Raw genomic sequence first — 17754 nt, forward strand, 5'->3', positions numbered from 1 at the left:
CGACGAGGCCGCACCGCTCGGGTGCGACCTCGTCGTCACAGTGTCATCGGGGCGTCGGTCAGACGGCCCGGACATTCTGGGCCTGCGGGCCCTTCTGGCCCTGTCCGACCTCGAACTCCACCCGCTGGTTCTCCTCCAGCGACTTGTAGCCGCTGCCCGAGATCTCGGAGTAATGAACGAACACGTCCGCGCTGCCGTCGTCCGGCGCAATGAACCCGAAGCCCTTCTCACTGTTGAACCACTTCACAACACCCTGCGCCATACCGTTCACTCCCTGCAGTTGCCGCCCGGGACCTCACATCGAGATCCCGTTCGCGTGGATATCATCCTCGCATCCTGGCGCGCGTGCTTCCAGTGCAACGCCCACGATTCCTGCGGATATCGGTCGTCGGGCCCGGTCTGTGGAGGAAATTTCCCCCACGACCGATGATTCTGCCCGTCGACGGCGGTCCTACGTTCGACTCGACATCACAGCCCGAGGAGACCCGATGAACCCGATATCGACCGCCACCGCCAACACAGGAACCCTGCAGGTCCCCGGTGCGAGCCTGTACTACGAGGTTCGCGGCGCAGGCCCCCTCGTGGTGCTCGTGGGCGCCCCGATGGACGCAGATTCCTTCGCAGCGGCGGCCGATCTGCTCGCCTCCGACTACACGGTGGTCACCACGGATCCCCGGGGCATCCACCGCAGCCCGGTCGACGACCGCGAGCGGGATTCGACTCCCGAGATGCGCGCCGACGACCTCGCCCGCATCCTGACGCACCTCGACGCCGGACCGGCCGCCGTCTTCGGCTCCAGCGGCGGCGCCGTCAGCGCGCTCGCACTCGTGCAGGCGCATCCGGAACTCGTGCACACCGTGGTCGCGCACGAGCCGCCGCTGGACGAGTTGCTCGACGACCGTGAGGAACTGCGGGTGAAGACCGACGACATCATCGACGCGCACCTCTCCGGCGACGTCGTGGGTGCGTGGAGGAAGTTTCTCGCCCTGGCGAACATTCACCTGCCCGAGGAGGTGTTTCAGCAGATGTTCGCGGGCGAGCGTGATGCGCAGACGGAGGCGGACGACTACTTCCAGCATGCGCACATGCTGCGTCCGACCACCCGCTGGTGCCCGGACGTCGCCGCCCTGCGCTCGGTGACGACCCGTGTGCTGGTCGGCCTCGGTGAGGAGTCGGGTGGCCAGCTCTGCGACCGTACGTCGCGTGCGCTCGCCGCGGAACTCGGCATCGAACCCACCCTGTTCCCCGGCGGCCACATCGGTTTCGCCGAGGACCCGGCCTCGTTCGCCCCTCGTCTGCGCGTCGTGCTGCGGGAGGGCTGAGCGGACGGTCGTGGGCGACCTCAGCGGACGATCGGAACCCGCTTCGTGACGATCCGATGGATCAACCGGGCCGCGGTGCGGGCGGTGCGGTTGTCGATGTCGAACGACGGATTGAGCTCGGCCACATCGCACACGGCGAGCTTGCCACTGGCGGCGACGGCGTCGCACACGAATTGGATCGTCTCCGCAGGCACACCGTACGCGGCGGGAGCGCTCACTCCCGGCGCGACGGCGGCGGGAAGCACGTCGAGGTCGATGGTGAGGTAGACGAGATCGACGTCCGACAGGAACTCGCTGACGAAGACGGCCACCCGGTGCCGGTCGGAGACCGAGCAGTCGTCGTCCAGGAGGTACCGGACGTCGTATCCGCGTGCGGTGTCGAACAGCGCGGTGGTGTTGCTCGGCTGGCTGATGCCGAGCACCGAATACTGCAGGGCGGTGCCCGCCGCATGCTCCTGTTCGAGGATCTGCCGGAACGGTGTGCCCGAACTGGGGACCGGATCGGACCGCAGGTCGAAGTGGGCGTCCAGGTTCAGGATCCCGATCCGCCGCTTGGGCGTGCGGACGGCTGCCTGCGCCAGACCGAGGTACGTCCCGTAGGCCACCTCGTGGCCGCCGCCGAGGACCACCGGGAACTGGCCGGCGTCGAGGGTCGCGGCTACCACCGCGCCGAGAGCCATCTGCCCGGCTTCGAGGCGGTTGTCGGTGACCGCGACGGTGCCGGCGTCATACGCGCGGAGCGGCTCGGCGAGCGCCATCGACGACAGCGCGGCCCGCAGCGCGTCCGGGCCGCGGGCAGCCCCGCGGCGTCCCTTGTTCCGCTCCACGCCCTCGTCGCTCGAGAAGCCGACGAACACGCATGCGCCGGGTTCGGAGTCGTCGTGAAGTGGCGTGACCGCCTGGTGCCAGCGGAGGTGGTGACTCGACGTGCCGTCCACCCTGCCGATCCAGGGGGGTGGGGGAATCAGCAGGTTCTCCATCATCGCAGGGCCCTCGCTTTCTCGTGACCGGTGTGCGCGGACCAGGCGAGTTCGCCGCCCCGCCACACATCGCGGACCAGGGGGACGCCGGGCCGGTAGGCCAAGTGTAGGTACGACGGTGCGTCGAGGGCGAGGACATCGGCCCGCGCGCCGGGACGGAGGACGCCGATGTCCTCGCGTTGCAGCGCGCGGGCGCCGCCTGCCGTTGCCGCCCAGATCGCCTCGTCCGGGGTCATGTGCATGTCCCGCACCGCGATCGCGATGCAGAACGGCAGGCTGGTGGTGTAGCTGGTGCCGGGGTTGCAATCCGCGCCGAGCGCCACCGTGACACCCGCGTCGAGCAGGGCCCGAGCGTCCGGGTACTTGTTCCGGGTCGAGAAATCCGCGCCGGGCAGCAGGGTGGCCACCGTCGAACTCTGTGCCAGCGCATCGATGTCGGCCTGCGTGGTGTAGCAGACGTGGTCGACGGACGCGGCCCCCAGTTCGACGGCGAGCTGGACTCCGGGGCCCTCGCGGAGCTGGTTGCCGTGGACACGGGGGATGAGCCCCTTCGCCATTCCGGCGGTGAGAACGGCGTGTGCCTGATCGCGGTCGAACGCGCCGGTCTCGCAGAACACGTCGATCCATTTCGCCTGCGGTGCACAGGCGTCGATCATCTCCGCGCACACCATGGCGACGTAGTCGTCGGCGCGCCCCGCGTATTCCGGCGGCGGAACGTGAGCGGCGAGCAGCGTCACCTCGTCGGTGAGGGACGCCGCGATCTTCGTGCTGCGCAGTTCGTGCGCGACCGTCTGCCCGTACCCGGTCTTGCACTCCACGGTGGTGCTGCCCGACCGCAGGGACTCGTCCAGCAGCCGCCGCGTGTTCGCCTCGAGCTGTTCGTCGGTCGCGTTCCGTGTCGCCTCGATCGTGTTGCGGATGCCACCCGCCGCGTACGGCTGTCCCGCCATGCGCGCCGCGAATTCCTCCGCGCGTTCCCCGCCGAACACGAGGTGCGAGTGGCTCTCCACGAAGCCCGGTAACACCGCCCGGCCGTCGAGATCGTGCCCGACGTCGCCGGCCGGCGCCGAGTCGGCGCGGCCGACCCAGGCCACCACGCCGCCGTCGAAGACGACGGCGGCGTCGCGGATCAGCCCGAGCGGACCTTCCCCCACTGTCGGGTCGTTGGTCACCATGGTGCCGATGCCGGTCAGCACTGTGGAGCGGGAGGTGTTCGCTGTCACTGCTGTTCCTTCCAGCGGTTCGAAAATACGGTCGCTCGGGCCTGCGGTCATCCCTCGGACATCGGCACGCGCACGCCGCGCTCCTTGGCGACGTCGATCGCGTGGTCGTATCCGGCGTCGACGTGCCGGATGACGCCCATGCCGGGATCATTGGTCAGGACCCGCTCCAGCTTCTCTGCGGCCAGGTCGGTGCCGTCCGCGATGCACACCTGACCGGCGTGGATGGACCGTCCCATGCCGACGCCGCCGCCCTGGTGGATGGACACCCACGACGCGCCCGACGCCGTGTTGACGAGTGCGTTGAGCAGCGGCCAGTCGGCGATCGCGTCGGAGCCGTCGAGCATCGACTCGGTCTCGCGGTACGGGGACGCGACGGATCCGGAGTCGAGGTGGTCGCGGCCGATGGCGACGGGCGCGGACAGCTCACCGGACGCCACCATCTCGTTGAACTTCAGGCCGGCCTTGTGCCGTTCGCCGTAGCCGAGCCAGCAGATCCGGGCCGGCAGACCCTCGAACGCCACCTTCTCGCCCGCCATCGTGATCCAGCGCTTGAGGTGCTCGTTCTCGGGGAACAGTTCGAGGATCGCCTTGTCGGTGGCGGCGATGTCCTTCGGATCACCCGACAGCGCGGCCCAGCGGAACGGGCCGAGGCCCTCCTCGAACAGCGGGCGGATGTAGGCGGGCACGAATCCGGGGAAGTCGAACGCGCGGTAGTAGCCGGCCTTGCGGGCCTCGTCGCGGATGGAGTTGCCGTAGTCGAACACCTCGGCGCCCTTGTCGAGGAAGCCGACCATCGCGGCGACATGCCGTGCCATCGACGCGCGGGAGTCCTCGGTGAACTTCACCGGGTCCTTGTCGGCCATCGCCTTCATGTCGGCGAAATCGACCCCGAGCGGCAGGTACGACAGCGGGTCGTGTGCCGACGTCTGGTCGGTGACGATGTCGATGGGGGCGTTCATGGCGAGCAGTTCGGGGAAGATCTCCGCGGCGTTGCCTTCGAGGCCGATCGACAGCGGGCGCTTCGCGTCGCGGGCCTCGATCGCGAGACGCAGGGCGTCGTGGATGTCGGTGGCCTTGGTGTCGAGGTACTTGTGCGCGATCCGGCGGTCGATGCGGGTGACGTCGCAGTCGACGCAGATCGCGACGCCGTCGTTCATCGTCACGGCCAGGGGCTGGGCGCCGCCCATGCCGCCGAGTCCCGCCGTCAGCGTGATGGTGCCTGCGAGCGAACCGCCGAAGCGCTTCCGGCCCACGGCGCCGAACGTCTCGTACGTGCCCTGCAGGATGCCCTGCGTGCCGATGTAGATCCACGACCCGGCCGTCATCTGCCCGTACATGATCAGTCCGAGGGCGTCGAGCTTGCGGAACTCCTCCCAGTTGGCCCAGTCGCCCACCAGGTTCGAGTTCGCGAGGAGGACGCGGGGCGCCCACTCGCTGGTGCGGAACACGCCGACCGGCTTGCCGGACTGCACCAGCATCGTCTCGTCCGACTTCAGGGTCTTCAACGTCCGGACCATCGCGTCGAACGCCTCCCAGCTGCGCGCGGCCTTGCCGGTGCCGCCGTAGACGACGAGGGAGTCGGGATGCTCGGCGACCTCGGGGTCGAGGTTGTTCATCAGCATGCGCAGGGCGCCTTCTTGCTGCCAGCCGAGTGTCGTCAGTTCGGTGCCGCGGGGCGCCGACACGTGGCGGGGTCCGGAAACCGGAGGCGTCGTGGTGGTCATGTCGTGTACTCCTTGATGGTCGAACGAGAAAGGTGGAAGAGTCTGGGGGTCTGCGTGATTCACAGTCGCGAATCCGCCATGGCGGTGTGTGCGGGGTAGATCATGGCCGCGGGTGGGTTGCTGTTGCGCCGCGCGAGCGGGTAGTAGATGGCGCCGGTGAAGACGATGCCGACGATCCACGAGATGTCCGCGCCGCCCAGCATGTCCGTGACCGGTCCCGTGTAGAGCTTCTGGGCGAGGAACGGGATCTGCGCGAGAACGCCGACGGTGTAACAGGTCATCGCCGTCTTGTTCCAGCGGCCGTAGCGGCCCGCCGGGTCGTACAGCGCCGGGATGTCCACGCGCTCCTTGGAGATGAGGTAGTAGTCGATCAGGTTGATGGCGCTCCAGGGAGTGAAGACCATCAGCAGCACGAGGACGAAGTTCTTGAAGTTGTTGAGGAAGTCGGCGCTGGCACCGATCGCGATCAGCATCGACACGGCGACGAACCCGATGATGTACAGGGTGCGGGCCCGCGACGAGATGCGGGACTGCCCGTTGAACGCCGTCACCGTGGTGAGGATCGACATGAATCCGCCGTAGGCGTTGAGGCAGTTGATCGTGAGCTTCCCGACCAGGATCACCAGGTAGATCATCAGGGCGATCACCGCCGGTCCGGCGAGGCCGCCGATCCACCCGACCTGGTCGCTGAGGAACGCGTCGCCGGCGACGGCGGCGACGAGTGCACCGAACGTCATCGACCACTGCGAGCCGATCACGCTGCCCGCGAACGTCGACCAGAAGGTCGTCCGCTCGCTCGTCGAGCGCGGCAGGTAGCGGGAGTAGTCCGCGACGTACGGTCCGAACGTGAGCTGCCAGCCGGCGCCGAGCGAGATCGCGAGGAGGAACGTGACGATGTCGAAGCCCTTGATCCCGACGAACGAGGCCACGTCGTACTCGGCGAACAACCGGATCGCGAGGTAGGTGAAGCCGAGGATGCCGACAACGGTCGCGATCTTGCCGACGACGTGGATCAGCTTGTACCCCGTCACCGCGACGAATGCGGTCATCGCGCCGAAGATCAGGATTCCGACGGTGGGGCTGTCGATGTGGAGGATCTCGTTCACGGCCTGACCTGCGAGGACGCTGCCGGTGGCGGCGAAACCGAGGTACATCAGGACGACGAGAACCAACGGGAGCACGGCACCCAGAACGCCGAACTGCGCTCGGCTCGAAATCATCTGCGGCAGTCCGAGGCGCGGTCCCTGAGCGGAGTGCAGCGCCATCACGGCGCCGCCGAAGAGATTGCCGATCAGCAGGCCCACGATGGCCCACAGCGCGTCGGCGCCGAAGACGACCGCGAGGGCGCCGTCGACGATCGCGGTGATCTGCATGTTGGCGCCGAACCAGAGCGTGAACTGGCTGCGCGGAGATCCGTGGCGCTCGTCGTCCGGGACGACGTCGATGGTGCGACGCTCCGGCGCGAGGCTGATCTCGGGAGGTCCCTCGTGTGTCATAGGCCTGTTTGTCTCTCTGTGACGAGTCCGGCGCTGCTGGGTCGGTCCCGGGTGCTCTGTCCCATGTCCTGAATCCAGTGTGCTCTGACTCACGTTTTTTATCGCCTTAGATGTATAGTCCTGTATAGACAACCCCCTGTCAAGCGTTCTCCAAGGACCCAGCCGAGAGGCGTGCCGGCCCGCCACTGCACCAGTCGGAAGTGTCGATGCTTCCGACGGAAGGTACTGACATGAGAGTAATTTCGACGTCCTCACATTCGCTCGACCGCGATGAACAGCAGTTTTCCGCTCCGGAAGCGCCCCAGCGTTTCCGAGACCTGTACCTCCGCACCGCCGGTCATCCCACCGCCGACGGCGCAGATCCACAGGCGCGTGATCGCATCGCGAACACGCATCTCCGGACCGGGTGGATCCGGAACCCCGGGACCGCGGTGGTGCGCGGAATCGACGCCGCAGACCCCGGCGGGATCGGGCCCGCGGTGCAGATCGTCACCGACGACATGGCCCTGCTCGTCGAATCGGTACTGCTGACCGCGGCCAGGGTCGGCGCCCCGATCGAGGAGGCGCTGCATCCGGTCCTCGTCGCCCGCCGCGCGGAGTCGGGCACCCTCACCGACCTCCTGCCTGTCACCGACTCGGGGACGGCGGAGTCGTGGATTCACGTGGGTCTGCGCTCGGACACGCCGGACGCCGTCGTCGCGGCACTGGTCGAGGCATTGCACACCGTCCTCGCCGACGTGCGCCGGGTGGACCGGGATCTGGCGCGCATGCGCGAACTGCAGATCCAGGTCTCCGAACAACTCGACTCGCAGACCGGGCAGGACTCGCTGTCCGAAGAACTCCGCGAGGCCGCCGACTTCCTGCGGTGGTGCGAGGCGGGCAACTTCACCGTCCTCGGGTACGCGCGGTACGGCGCCGACGGCGCACCCGAGGAGAGTCTCGGCGTGCTCCACGACCGGGAGGGCGATCGGGCGCCGACCACGGAACCCGGTCCCGTCCTGGCGATCGGGCAGGCGGCGCTTCCGGTGTCCGTGCACCGGTCGTCGTACCCGTCGGTGGTCGGGGTTCGGGCCGGAGGAGTGGAGCACCGGTTCGTCGGCGCGTTCACCCCCGCGGGCAGGCACGAGAACGTCCTGGACATCCCGGGTGCGGGACGCCGGGTGCGGGCCCTGCTCGACCGTGCCGGTTTCGACATCGACTCCTTCTCCGGGCAGGCCGTGCTGCAGGTCGTGCAGGCGCTGCCGCTGACCGAGTTGTTCGCGGCGAGCCCGGACTCGCTGCATTCGGCCCTCACCGAGGTCGCCGGCATCACCGCGCGCGAGCACATTCACCTCTTCCTGCGCACGGATGTCCCGGGCGACAGCATGTCGGCGCTGGTGTTCATTCCCCGCGATCGATACAACACGCGGACGCGTCTGGCGACCCAGCGCGTCCTGCTGGACGAACTGGACGGCACGGCAGTCGAATACACCACGAACGTGTCCGAGTACCCGCTGGCGATGGTGCACTTCACGATGCGGGTTCCGGCGGACACCGAGGTGACGGACACCCGGCGACTGGAAATTCAGCGTCGGATCTCCCGGGCCTGCCGGACCTGGGACGACCGGTTCCACGACGAACTCGCCACCGCCGAACGCGAACTCCTCGCACACTATTCGGAGCACTTTCCGGAGGTGTACAAGCACGACTTCGACGCCCGGCGCGCGCATGCGGATCTGGCGGTGTTCGAGAGGCTGACGGACGGCGCGATCGACACCCGGCTCGACGCGAACGCGGCGGACTGGCGCTTCACCTTCTTCGTCGGCGGTGCATCCGCCTCCCTCAGCGATGTTCTCCCGATCCTGCAGAGCATGGGGGTCGCGGTCCTCGACGAGCGTCCGTACACGGTCGCGAACAGTCGCGGAACGGTGTGCTGGATGTACGAGTTCGGGATCCGCTACGCGTCACCGGGGCCGGTGGACGACGCGCTGCCGCGCCGCTTCACGGAGACGTTCGCCGCGGCCTGGGCATCTCGCGCCGAGACGGACACCTTCAACGAACTCGTACTCCGCGCGGGCCTGGACTGGCGTGAGGTGGAGGTGCTGCGGGCCTACGCGCGGTACCTCCGGCAGGGTGGATTCCCCTACAGCCAGAACCACATCGCGACGGTTCTCGGTGATCATCCGGAGATCTCCCAGGCACTGATCCGGCTGTTCGCCGCGAGGTTCGATCCGGACGGCACAGCGGAGTGCGGTGACCTGATCGCGTCGCTGGAAGCGGCGATCGGCGACGTCCTCGGCCTGGACGCCGACCGCATCCTGCGCGCCTACCTGAACGTGGTCCTGGCGACGCTGCGCACCAACCGCTACGCCCCCTCGGGCCGGGAACGTCAGGTCCTGTCGTTCAAGTTCGATCCGCAGCGGATCCCGGAACTGCCGCAGCCGCGGCCCCGCTTCGAGATCTACGTCTACTCGCCGTGGGTCGAGGGCGTGCACATGCGGTTCGGTGCCGTGGCACGGGGAGGCCTGCGGTGGTCAGACCGCAAGGAGGACTTCCGCACCGAGGTGCTCGGCCTGGTGAAGGCGCAGGCGGTCAAGAACTCGGTGATCGTGCCCGTCGGCGCGAAGGGCGGGTTCGTCGTCGCGCGCCCGCCTGCTCCCACCGGCGACCCGCTGCGGGATCGCGACGCCCAGCGCGCGGAGGGGGTTCGCTGCTACCGCAGCTTCATCAGCGGACTGCTGGACGTCACCGACAACGTGGACCTCGCGACGGGTGCCGTGATCCCCGCGCCGCGGGTGGTGCGGCACGACGGCGACGACACGTACCTCGTCGTCGCCGCGGACAAGGGCACCGCGACGTTCTCCGACATCGCCAACGACGTTGCAGCACAGTACGGGTTCTGGCTGGGTGACGCATTCGCATCGGGCGGATCCGTCGGCTACGACCACAAGGCGCTCGGCATCACCGCCCGGGGTGCGTGGGAGAGCGTGAAGCGGCACTTTCGCGAAATGGGTGTCGACACCCAGTCGCAGGAGTTCACGGCCGTCGGGATCGGCGACATGAGCGGCGACGTGTTCGGCAACGGAATGCTCGCGAGTCCGCACATCCGGCTCGTCGCCGCATTCGACCACCGGCACGTGTTCCTCGACCCGAACCCCGACGCGGCCACATCGTTCGCGGAGCGGGAACGACTCTTCGCGCTGCCGAGGTCGTCGTGGGCGGACTATGCGCCCGGTCTGATCAGCGCAGGCGGCGGTGTGTGGGAACGGTCGAGGAAGAGTGTTCCGATCAGCGAGGAGGCGCGGCGCGCACTCGGACTGAGCCCCGGGACCACCGAACTGTCCCCACCGGACCTCGTCCGCGCGATCCTGCAGGCACCGGTGGATCTGCTGTGGAACGGCGGCATCGGAACATACGTGAAGTCGGGCACCGAAACCCACCTGGACGTGGGGGACAAGGGTAACGACGGCGTCCGCGTCGACGGTGCCGACGTCCGGGCCCGGGTGGTCGGTGAGGGCGGCAACCTCGGCTTCACCCAGCTGGGACGTATCGACTTCTCCCGCTCCGGAGGGCGAATCAACACGGACGCTCTCGACAACTCGGCGGGCGTGGACTGCTCCGACCACGAGGTCAACATCAAGGTTCTGCTCGACGCCCTGGTCAGCGGCGGCCGTCTCGCCGCCGACGACCGTGCGGGTCTGCTCGCCGAGATGTCCGGGGAGGTGTCGCGTCTCGTGCTCTCCGACAACGTCGCCCAGAACGACGTGCTGGGCACGTGCCGGGCCGACGCAACCGCGTCCCTCACGGTGCACGGACGGCTCATCGGCCATCTGGAAGGCCGCTACGGTCTGGACCGCGCCATCGAGGTGCTGCCGTCCAGGAAGGAGATCGCCGCCCGGGAGCGCGCGGAGACGGGACTCACCTCGCCCGAACTAGCGACCCTCATGGCGCACGTGAAGCTGGCGCTGAAGTCGGACCTGCTGGCCGGCGACCTGCCCGACAGCCCGGCTTTCGCGGACGCACTCGCCGGGTACTTCCCGCGCAGGCTCCGGGAGTCCTTCGGCGACGCCATCGGCGACCATCCGCTGCGCCGGGAGATCGTCGCGACGGTCCTCACCAACGACGTCGTCGACAACGGCGGCATCACCTACGCCTTCCGGCTGGGCGAGGAGGCCGGAGCGAGCAGCGCCGACGCCGTGCGGGCGTTCGCCGTGGTGTCGGCCGTGTTCGACCTGCCGTCGCTCCGGCGCGACATCCGGGACGCCGATCTCGACGCCGCGCTCTCGGACGACCTCACGCTGTTCACCCGGCGGCTGCTCGACCGGGCGTCGCGATGGATGCTCACCCGCAGGCCCCAGTCGCTCGCGGTCGGGGCGGAGATCACCCGATTCCGTGACCGCGTCGCGGACCTGACACCGCACGTCGCGGGCTGGCTCTGCGGTGAGGACGCGGAGAACCTCCGGAGTCGCACGGCCGCGCTGGTGGCCCGTGGTGTCCCCGCGGACCTGGCCGGGCGGGTGCAACTGCTCCTGGACCGGTTCGCGCTGCTGGACATCGTCGAGATCGCCGACATCACCCAACGCGATCCCCGCGAAGTGGCCGAGGTGTACTACCGGCTCGGGGAGTGCCTCGGGTTGGTGCACCTCCTGGTGGGGGTCTCGCAGCTGGGACGGGGAACTCGGTGGAACGCGCTGGCCCGGTTGTCGTTGCGCGACGAGTTGTACGACACGGTCCGGGCACTGTGCCTCGACGTGATCTCGGGCAGTGAAGTGGTGGACACGGCGGAACAGAAGATCGGGGAGTGGGAGGACCGCAACGCGGCCCGGCTGGCGCGCGCCCGGCACACGCTCGACGCCGTCACGGAATCGGGGGAGCACGACCTGGCGGCCCTTTCCGTCGCGACCAGGCAACTGCGCAGCATGGTGAGGTGACACCGGGCGCACCGCGCGATGAGGGCTTACCCGTGCAGTCGGCCGATAGACTGCAACGGCCGACTGCACGGGAAGTTCATCGGTGTTGCAGAGGGATGGGTGTCAGTGGTGGTGGAGATCGCAGTAGTCGACGCGGAGCTTGCTGCGTTGTACAACGGACCGGGGACGGAGTCGGCCCCGGCGTACGAACGCGTCAAGCAGTTGATCGTGTCGCAGATCAATGCCGGCCGCTGGCAGGAGGGCGATCAGTTGCCCTCGGAGAATCAGCTGGTGGGCGCTCTGGGCCTCTCCCGCATGACCATCAACCGCGCGCTGCGCGAACTCAGCGCCGAGGGGCTCGTGGTGCGCCTGATGGGTGTGGGGACGTTCGTGGCGGCCACGAAGACGGCGTCGTCTCTGTTCGAGGTCAAGAACATCGCGGACGAGATTCAGCAACGCGGACACCGCCATCGAACCGAAGTGGTGTACGTGCGTGAGGAAGACGCCGATCCGGCGAACGCCTTCATCCGGGATTCGATCCGCGGCAAGGTGTTCCACTCTCTGATGATCCACTACGAGGACGACACGCCGATCCAGCTCGAAGACCGGTTCGTCAATCCCGCCGAGGCTCCCGGGTATCTCGATCAGGACTTCACCCAGCAGACGCCCAATCACTATCTGAGCGTGGAGGCTCCCCTGACGAGGGGCGAGCACGTGGTCGAAGCGATCCTCGCGTCGCCCGAGGAATGCCGGCTCCTCCACATCGAGCGCGCCGAACCGTGTCTGATGATCCGGCGCCGCACGTGGTCCTCGCGGGGCCTCGTCAGTGCTGCGCGTCTCGTCCATCCCGGTTCGCGGAACCGGCTCGAAGGGACGTTCGGGACCGGCTGACCGGGGTAGATGCCGAACACCAGGCTCACGGCTGCACGTCCTTCGTCTGCGGGGCGGGCCAGGTGAGATGGCCCGCGTGGATGTCGGAGATCGTCGACGCGATCCAGGCGAGTTCGCCCCGCGCCGCGTGGAGTGCGTAGTCCGCTTCGACGACGAACAGCGCAGGCACTCCGCCGTCGAGCGCTCGGGTGAGCCGTGCCTGGTCGGATTCGATTCTCGCGGTGAGTCGTTCGGCGCGTTCGCGCAGCGCGTCCACGGCGCGTTCGCGTCCCAGCGCGCCGAGGTAACTGATCGCCGCGAAGAACGGGGAGAACTCTCGTGCGGCACTGCGGATCTGGAGGTCGAGTCGGCTCACGAGTTCCGCGTGCCCGGCCTCGGTGAGGGCGTAGACGGTGCGGGCGGGCCGACCTTCCCGTTGCGCACGTTCGTGTTCCTCGATCCAGCCCGCCGAGTCGAGGGCCGCGACCACATTGTTCAGCGAGCCGCGATTGAGCGGCCACTGGCCCTCCTCGCTGCGCTCGCGCAGCGTGACCTCCAACTGATACGGGTGCATCGGCGATTCGAGGAGCAGGCCGAGCACCGGCAGGACGAGAGGATTGTCGAGAGTGCGCGCAGGCATGGTTGAAATATATCAGTCTAAATAAACTATGACGAAGTGCGCGGTTCGGACACTGCGACCTCGCCTTTGTCACGATTGGGTCACGGCCCGCTACGGTGGATCGTTGACCACGACGCCGATCATGAAAGAACAAATTCTTGTTACAGAGTGAATCGAAGTTCAGGGCTTATCGTCTCCACGCCGTCGCGCTCCTCGTGGGCGTCCTCTCCTTGGGGGCGGTGGCCTACCGAGAGTTCGATGCGGCGACGGGCTACCTGATGGACCTCTCCGTGTTCCGCGACGCCGGCTACGCCTTCGTCAGCGGCCTGCCGCTCTACTCCGCGGACTTCCCGAGCAGCTCCGGGTTCAGGTTCATCTACGCACCCTTCGCGGCGATCCTCTTCGCGCCGATGGCGGAGATCGACCCCGCGGTCCTGCAGGCGCTGTGGTGCGCCCTCAACCTCGGACTCGTGTGGTGGATGGTCAAGGTGGCGCTGTCGAAGCTCGACGTCGCACGCCCCGAACTTCTCGCTCTGCTGTCGATGGGCCCGGTACTTCTCCTCGAGCCGATGCGCTCGAACTTCGACTTCGGTCAGATCAACATCATCCTGATGGCGCTCGTGGTCGCCGACTGCACCGGTGTGATCCCGAAGAGGTTCCGCGGAGTCGCGATCGGTCTCGCCGCGGCCGTCAAGATCACCCCGGCAGCCTTTCTGCTGGTCCTGCTCGTCCGCCGCGACTTCCGTTCGATCGGACGATCGCTCGCCACGATCCTGGTCACCGTCGGACTCGGCTTCTGGCTGCTGCCGCAGTCGTCGGTGTGGTTCTGGACCACCGAATTCTTCGCCACCGGCCGCGCGGGTGCGCCCGACTTCTTCCGCAACCAGGCCGTCACCGGCGTCATCGCGCGGCTCGGGGCGGAGGGCCGGCCGGCCAGCGTTCTCTGGGTCCTCAGCGCAGCCGTCATCGTGTCCGCCGCGGCGTGGTCGGCGCATCGCTTCACCCGGTCCGGTGAGCACCTGATCGCGCTGTCGGTCGTGGCCCTGGCATCCCTGCTCGCCGCGCCGTTCGCCGTCACCCACCACTGGGCGTACAGCATCCTGCTGATTCCGATCCTGATCGCACCGCAGTACCGCAGCTGGCGACCCCTGATCGGCGCCGCGACCCTGATCTTCCTGATCGGCCCGAACTTCGTCCTGCAGTCCTCGTCGTCGGGCTGGGTGGAGGCGGCCGTGCGTGAGGTGATCGGAAGCTCGCAGTGCCTCATCGCGCTGGTCCTGCTCGGCGCGGCAGTCGTGGCCGCACGCTCCCGCACCCCACTCCCGGACGTCGAGACGGACGCCGTGCCCGCGGACGAAGAGGCGCTGGAGCCCGCCCGCAGCTGAGGCGTCGCTACCCCCGGCGGGCGAATGTACCTTCCGGCGCCTCAGGTGCGCCGAAAGGTACATTCGCCCAGCGCCGAGGTGCCGCGGAGACGGCCGAGCGGCGCTATCGTCGAGTCATGTGCCGAAACATCACCGAGCTGCGCGGACTCGAACCGGCGGCCACCGCGGAGGAGATCGAGGCGGCGGCGCGTCAGTACGTCCGGAAGGTCAGCGGAATCCAGAAGCTGTCGGACGCCAACCGTGAGCCCTTCGAGGAGGCGGTAGCCGTCGTCACCGAGGCCACCACGAAGCTGCTCGCGGCACTGCCGCCGCGGAAGCAGCCGCCCCAGACGGTGCCCCCGCTGCGCCGGCCGGAGGTCCGGGCGCGCATCGCGGCGAAGGCCGCGTCATCCAGCTGAGCGCGGCGAAGGCCGCGTCATCCAGCTGAGCGCGGCGAAGGCCGCGTCATCCAGCTGAGCGCCGCGAAGGCCGCCGCCACCCCCTAGCCGGACGAACGGGACGCTCGTTGCGTCAGATCGAACGAGCGTCCCGTTGGTTCAGGCGCGCAGGGCGCCGAGTGCGTCGATGCGTTTGATCGCGTCGGCGACGATGCCGTCGATGAGGTCCTTGCAGGTGGGCAGGTCGTCGAGTAGTCCGACGACCTGTCCGGAGGCGAGGACGCCGGCGTGGGTGTTGCCGTCGACGAGCCCGGCTTTGAGCAGCATCGGGGTGTTGGCGGCCATGATGATCTGCTGCCAGGTGCGGTCGCTGGACTTCTTCATGGCGAGGCCGTCCTTGACGAGCGTCGACCATTTCATGCCGGTCATGGCCTTGAACTTGGACGCGTTGCGGGCGGCCGCGACCAGGCCGCGCACGTTGCCGGAGTGTTCGAGGCTGTTGACGAGGTCGGTGTCGAGGACCCGGTGGGGCATGCCGTCGACCTTGCGGGAGACGGTGGTGTCCTGCAGTCCCCGGGCGAGGTATTCCTGTTTGACGGAGTCGGGGACGGTGGATTCCTGGGTGAGCAGGAAGCGGGTGCCCATCGCGATGCCGGCGGCGCCGTAGGCGAGGGCGGCGGCGAGTCCGCGTCCGTCGTAGAAGCCGCCGGCGGCGACGACGGGGATGTCGACGGCGTCGAGGACCGATGGCAGCAGCAGTGTGGTGGCCACGGGGCCGGTGTGCCCGCCGCCCTCGCCGCCCTGGACGATGACGGCGTCGGCGCCCCACGACGCGACCTTCTTTGCGTGTTTGGCGGCGCCGATCGACGGGATGACCACCACTGCGGCGGCTTTCAGCTTCGCGATCAGTTCCTGCTTCGGTGCCAGCGCGAACGAGGCGACGCGCACGTTCTCCCGGATGAGCAGGTCGATGCGTTGCGGGGCGTCGGTGGCGTCGGCGCGGATGTTGACCCCGAACGGTTTGTCGGTGAGCGTCTTGGTCTTGGCGACGGCCGCCTCGAGTTCCTCGTACGTCATCGTCGCCGACGCGAGGATGCCGAGACCGCCGGCGTTGGCGGTGCCGGCGACGAGTCGCGGTCCGGCGACCCAGCCCATCCCGGTCTGGACCACCGGGTGCTGCACGCCGACCAACTCGGTCAGCGCGGTGCGGAGGGTGCTCATTCCGACACCTCCCGGTCCCGCAGGCTGCGGGGGTCGAGGACCTCGCGGATCAGCCGCAGTTCTTCGTCGGTGGGTTCGCGGGTCAGGCCGGCGTCGGCGAGCCCTGCCACCTCGAACGAGGTGTTCTCGGCGACCTGGTCGGCGGTGACGCCGGGGTGCAGCGACAGCGCGCGGAACGTGTGGTCGGGTCCGCCGAAGTCGAACACCCCGAGGTTGCTCACCACCCGGTGCAGGTGGTGGAAGCGGTATGCGGGGTTTTCCGGGTCGATCTGGTCGTAGCCGACGCCCGAGACGATGTCGACCTTGTCGCAGAACACCCGCGAGGTGTGCTTGCCCACCCAGTAGCTGGTGGGGTGGTTGATCGTGTTGCCGGGAGCGCCGCGGACGCCGAACATCTGCCGCGTGGGCTGCTGCAGCGGACCGAACGCCGAGAGGTTCTGGTTGCCGTGCCGGTCGATCTGGTTGGCGCCCATCACCACGTGCCGCCGGCCGGAGGCGACGACGTCGAACACCTTCCGGAACGGCATCCAGCCCTCGATCGGGGCCTTCGCGCCGACGGCGGGGGTGTCGGCGAAGATCAGGGCCTCGCCGTCGGTGATCAGCAGGTCGGGTTCGGTGGTCAGTCGCGCGAGCCGGGCGCCGATCAGCGGCAGGGTCGCCATCGGGCTGGCCATGATCTCGCCTGCCCCGGAGAAGATGTCGGCGCACGCGATCGCGCAGTACTCCGCGCGGGTGACGTCGGTGATCGTCTCGCTCATGCCTGCTCCTCTGCAAATTTCTTCACGGCGGCCTGGTAGTCGTCCTCGCTGCCGGACAGGTAGGTGTCGACGAACTGCTGCCACGCCTCGGGGGTCTTCGCCGCTTCCGCGTAGTGGCGCTGGAACTTCTCGTCGCGTCCGTAGCTGTCTCCGGCGAGGGTGAAGTGGGCGCCGTTCGGGGCCTCGACCACGCCGTCGACCATCATGCGGTTGAGGATGAGGTTTTGCAGTGGAACGGTTTTCACCAGTTCCTCGGTTTCCACCACCCGCTCGACGGAGACGAACCTCTTCTCGGCGGCCGCGCAGTACAGGTCGTCGAAGTAGGGGTCGACTCCGGTGTAGGCGGCGTTGCCGTGCTTGTCGCCGAGGTTCAGATGGACCAGTGCCGCATCGAGATTCAGGGCCGGCATCGCGATCAGCGTCTCCGACTTGCCGGACGCGTCCGGGTACGGGGAGGTGACGGTGCGCAGTTCGTCGCCCCAGAAAGCCCGGACGTCGGAGCCGAGCCCGGCGCGGATCGGCAGGAACGGCAGCCGGGCGGCGGCGGCCTCGAGGCCGCACTTGACCATGCCCTCGTCCATTTCGCGGACCTCGATCTCACCCGTGGTGCGCGCCTTCGCGAACCACGGGTCGTAGAACGGGGCCGAATCGAGGGACACGAAACCGTAGTACGCCTTCGTGACCTTGCCCGCCGAGCACAGCAACCCCAGGTCGGGGCCGCCGTAGGTGACGACGGTGAGGTCGGTGACGTCCGAGCGCAGCAGCGCCCGGACCAGCGCCATCGGCTTGCGGCGCGAACCCCAGCCGCCGATGCCGATGGTCATTCCGCTGCGCAGTTGTCCGACCGCGTCGTCGAGCGAGATCCTCTTGTCGCGCTTGCTCGCCATCGA

General features: G+C 68.4%; 14 protein-coding genes. 5 read left to right on the forward strand and 9 right to left on the reverse strand.

Annotated elements, in window-relative coordinates; all coding sequences use genetic code 11:
- Positions 1-58 precede the first annotated feature (58 nt).
- Positions 59-262, reverse strand: a complete 204-nt coding sequence (locus CJ177_RS25900; RefSeq protein WP_005244612.1) for a cold-shock protein — start codon at positions 260-262, stop codon at positions 59-61.
- Between the two features lie 226 nt (positions 263-488).
- Between CJ177_RS25900 and CJ177_RS25905 the strand changes: the two genes are divergently transcribed.
- On the forward strand, positions 489-1322 hold the full coding sequence (locus tag CJ177_RS25905; protein ID WP_095868952.1) for an alpha/beta fold hydrolase: 834 nt from the start codon (positions 489-491) through the stop codon (positions 1320-1322).
- 20 nt (positions 1323-1342) lie between these two features.
- On the opposite strand, the gene hutG is transcribed toward CJ177_RS25905, so the two are convergent.
- The 4 genes from hutG to CJ177_RS25925 are packed head-to-tail and all read right to left on the reverse strand — an operon-like array spanning position 1343 to position 6745.
- Positions 1343-2305: a formimidoylglutamase gene (gene hutG / locus CJ177_RS25910; RefSeq protein ID WP_095868953.1), complete on the reverse strand. Its 963-nt coding sequence runs from the start codon at positions 2303-2305 to the stop codon at positions 1343-1345.
- A complete protein-coding gene (gene hutI, locus CJ177_RS25915; RefSeq protein WP_095869230.1) occupies positions 2302-3525 on the reverse strand; it encodes an imidazolonepropionase in 1224 nt (407 codons plus the stop codon). The genes hutG and hutI overlap by 4 nt, the downstream gene beginning before the upstream one ends.
- Before the next feature lie 47 nt (positions 3526-3572).
- Positions 3573-5249, reverse strand: coding sequence for a urocanate hydratase (hutU, locus tag CJ177_RS25920; protein WP_061042292.1), 1677 nt, complete (start codon positions 5247-5249; stop codon positions 3573-3575).
- Positions 5250-5308: 59 nt separating this feature from the next.
- On the reverse strand, positions 5309-6745 hold the full coding sequence (locus CJ177_RS25925; RefSeq protein WP_095868954.1) for a cytosine permease: 1437 nt from the start codon (positions 6743-6745) through the stop codon (positions 5309-5311).
- A 230-nt stretch (positions 6746-6975) separates the two neighbouring features.
- On the opposite strand from CJ177_RS25925, the gene CJ177_RS25930 reads away from it, so the two are divergent.
- Complete coding sequence (locus CJ177_RS25930; RefSeq protein WP_095868955.1) at positions 6976-11655, forward strand: NAD-glutamate dehydrogenase; 4680 nt, start codon at positions 6976-6978, stop codon at positions 11653-11655.
- 105 nt (positions 11656-11760) lie between these two features.
- Positions 11761-12525, forward strand: a complete 765-nt coding sequence (gene hutC / locus CJ177_RS25935; RefSeq protein WP_005258713.1) for a histidine utilization repressor — start codon at positions 11761-11763, stop codon at positions 12523-12525.
- 25 nt (positions 12526-12550) lie between these two features.
- Here the strand turns inward: hutC and CJ177_RS25940 are convergent, their stop codons facing one another.
- Positions 12551-13144: a PadR family transcriptional regulator gene (locus tag CJ177_RS25940; RefSeq protein WP_095868956.1), complete on the reverse strand. Its 594-nt coding sequence runs from the start codon at positions 13142-13144 to the stop codon at positions 12551-12553.
- Positions 13145-13281: 137 nt separating this feature from the next.
- On the opposite strand from CJ177_RS25940, the gene CJ177_RS25945 reads away from it, so the two are divergent.
- Together CJ177_RS25945 and CJ177_RS25950 are read left to right on the forward strand one after the other, a co-directional pair.
- Positions 13282-14508, forward strand: coding sequence for a glycosyltransferase family 87 protein (locus tag CJ177_RS25945; protein WP_095868957.1), 1227 nt, complete (start codon positions 13282-13284; stop codon positions 14506-14508).
- A 116-nt stretch (positions 14509-14624) separates the two neighbouring features.
- Entirely contained in the window at positions 14625-14906 is a 282-nt protein-coding gene (locus CJ177_RS25950) for a DUF2277 domain-containing protein (protein ID WP_005258716.1), read from the forward strand.
- A 138-nt stretch (positions 14907-15044) separates the two neighbouring features.
- On the opposite strand, the gene ipdC is transcribed toward CJ177_RS25950, so the two are convergent.
- From ipdC to ipdA, 3 genes are read right to left on the reverse strand one after another with little or no spacing between them, the layout of a single operon-like run.
- Complete coding sequence (gene ipdC / locus CJ177_RS25955) at positions 15045-16106, reverse strand: (3aS,4S,5R,7aS)-5-hydroxy-7a-methyl-1-oxo-octahydro-1H-indene-4-carboxyl-CoA dehydrogenase (RefSeq protein WP_095868958.1); 1062 nt, start codon at positions 16104-16106, stop codon at positions 15045-15047.
- The gene (gene ipdB, locus CJ177_RS25960) at positions 16103-16864 is read right to left on the reverse strand and encodes a cholesterol ring-cleaving hydrolase subunit IpdB (RefSeq protein ID WP_095868959.1); all 762 of its coding nucleotides are present in this window, start codon (positions 16862-16864) and stop codon (positions 16103-16105) included. The genes ipdC and ipdB overlap by 4 nt, the downstream gene beginning before the upstream one ends.
- Positions 16861-17751 (reverse strand): cholesterol ring-cleaving hydrolase subunit IpdA, encoded by an 891-nt coding sequence (gene ipdA / locus CJ177_RS25965; protein WP_095868960.1) that lies wholly within the window; start codon positions 17749-17751, stop codon positions 16861-16863. Before ipdA ends, ipdB begins: the two co-directional genes overlap by 4 nt.
- Between the last annotated feature and the right edge of the window lie 3 nt (positions 17752-17754).

Origin of the sequence: Rhodococcus sp. ACPA1 (assembly GCF_002300195.1) — a bacterium.
In the GTDB taxonomy this organism is placed as follows: domain Bacteria; phylum Actinomycetota; class Actinomycetes; order Mycobacteriales; family Mycobacteriaceae; genus Rhodococcus_F; species Rhodococcus_F opacus.

Coding starts and splice junctions, on each gene's coding strand:
- CJ177_RS25900 (WP_005244612.1), bottom strand. CDS start 262: ATGGCGCAGGGTGTTGTGAAGTGGTTCAACAGTGAGAAGGGCTTCGGG.
- CJ177_RS25905 (WP_095868952.1), top strand. CDS start 489: ATGAACCCGATATCGACCGCCACCGCCAACACAGGAACCCTGCAGGTC.
- hutG (WP_095868953.1), bottom strand. CDS start 2,305: ATGATGGAGAACCTGCTGATTCCCCCACCCCCCTGGATCGGCAGGGTG.
- hutU (WP_061042292.1), bottom strand. CDS start 5,249: ATGACCACCACGACGCCTCCGGTTTCCGGACCCCGCCACGTGTCGGCG.
- CJ177_RS25925 (WP_095868954.1), bottom strand. CDS start 6,745: ATGACACACGAGGGACCTCCCGAGATCAGCCTCGCGCCGGAGCGTCGC.
- CJ177_RS25930 (WP_095868955.1), top strand. CDS start 6,976: ATGAGAGTAATTTCGACGTCCTCACATTCGCTCGACCGCGATGAACAG.
- CJ177_RS25940 (WP_095868956.1), bottom strand. CDS start 13,144: ATGCCTGCGCGCACTCTCGACAATCCTCTCGTCCTGCCGGTGCTCGGC.
- CJ177_RS25950 (WP_005258716.1), top strand. CDS start 14,625: ATGTGCCGAAACATCACCGAGCTGCGCGGACTCGAACCGGCGGCCACC.
- ipdC (WP_095868958.1), bottom strand. CDS start 16,106: ATGAGCACCCTCCGCACCGCGCTGACCGAGTTGGTCGGCGTGCAGCAC.
- ipdB (WP_095868959.1), bottom strand. CDS start 16,864: ATGAGCGAGACGATCACCGACGTCACCCGCGCGGAGTACTGCGCGATC.
- ipdA (WP_095868960.1), bottom strand. CDS start 17,751: ATGGCGAGCAAGCGCGACAAGAGGATCTCGCTCGACGACGCGGTCGGA.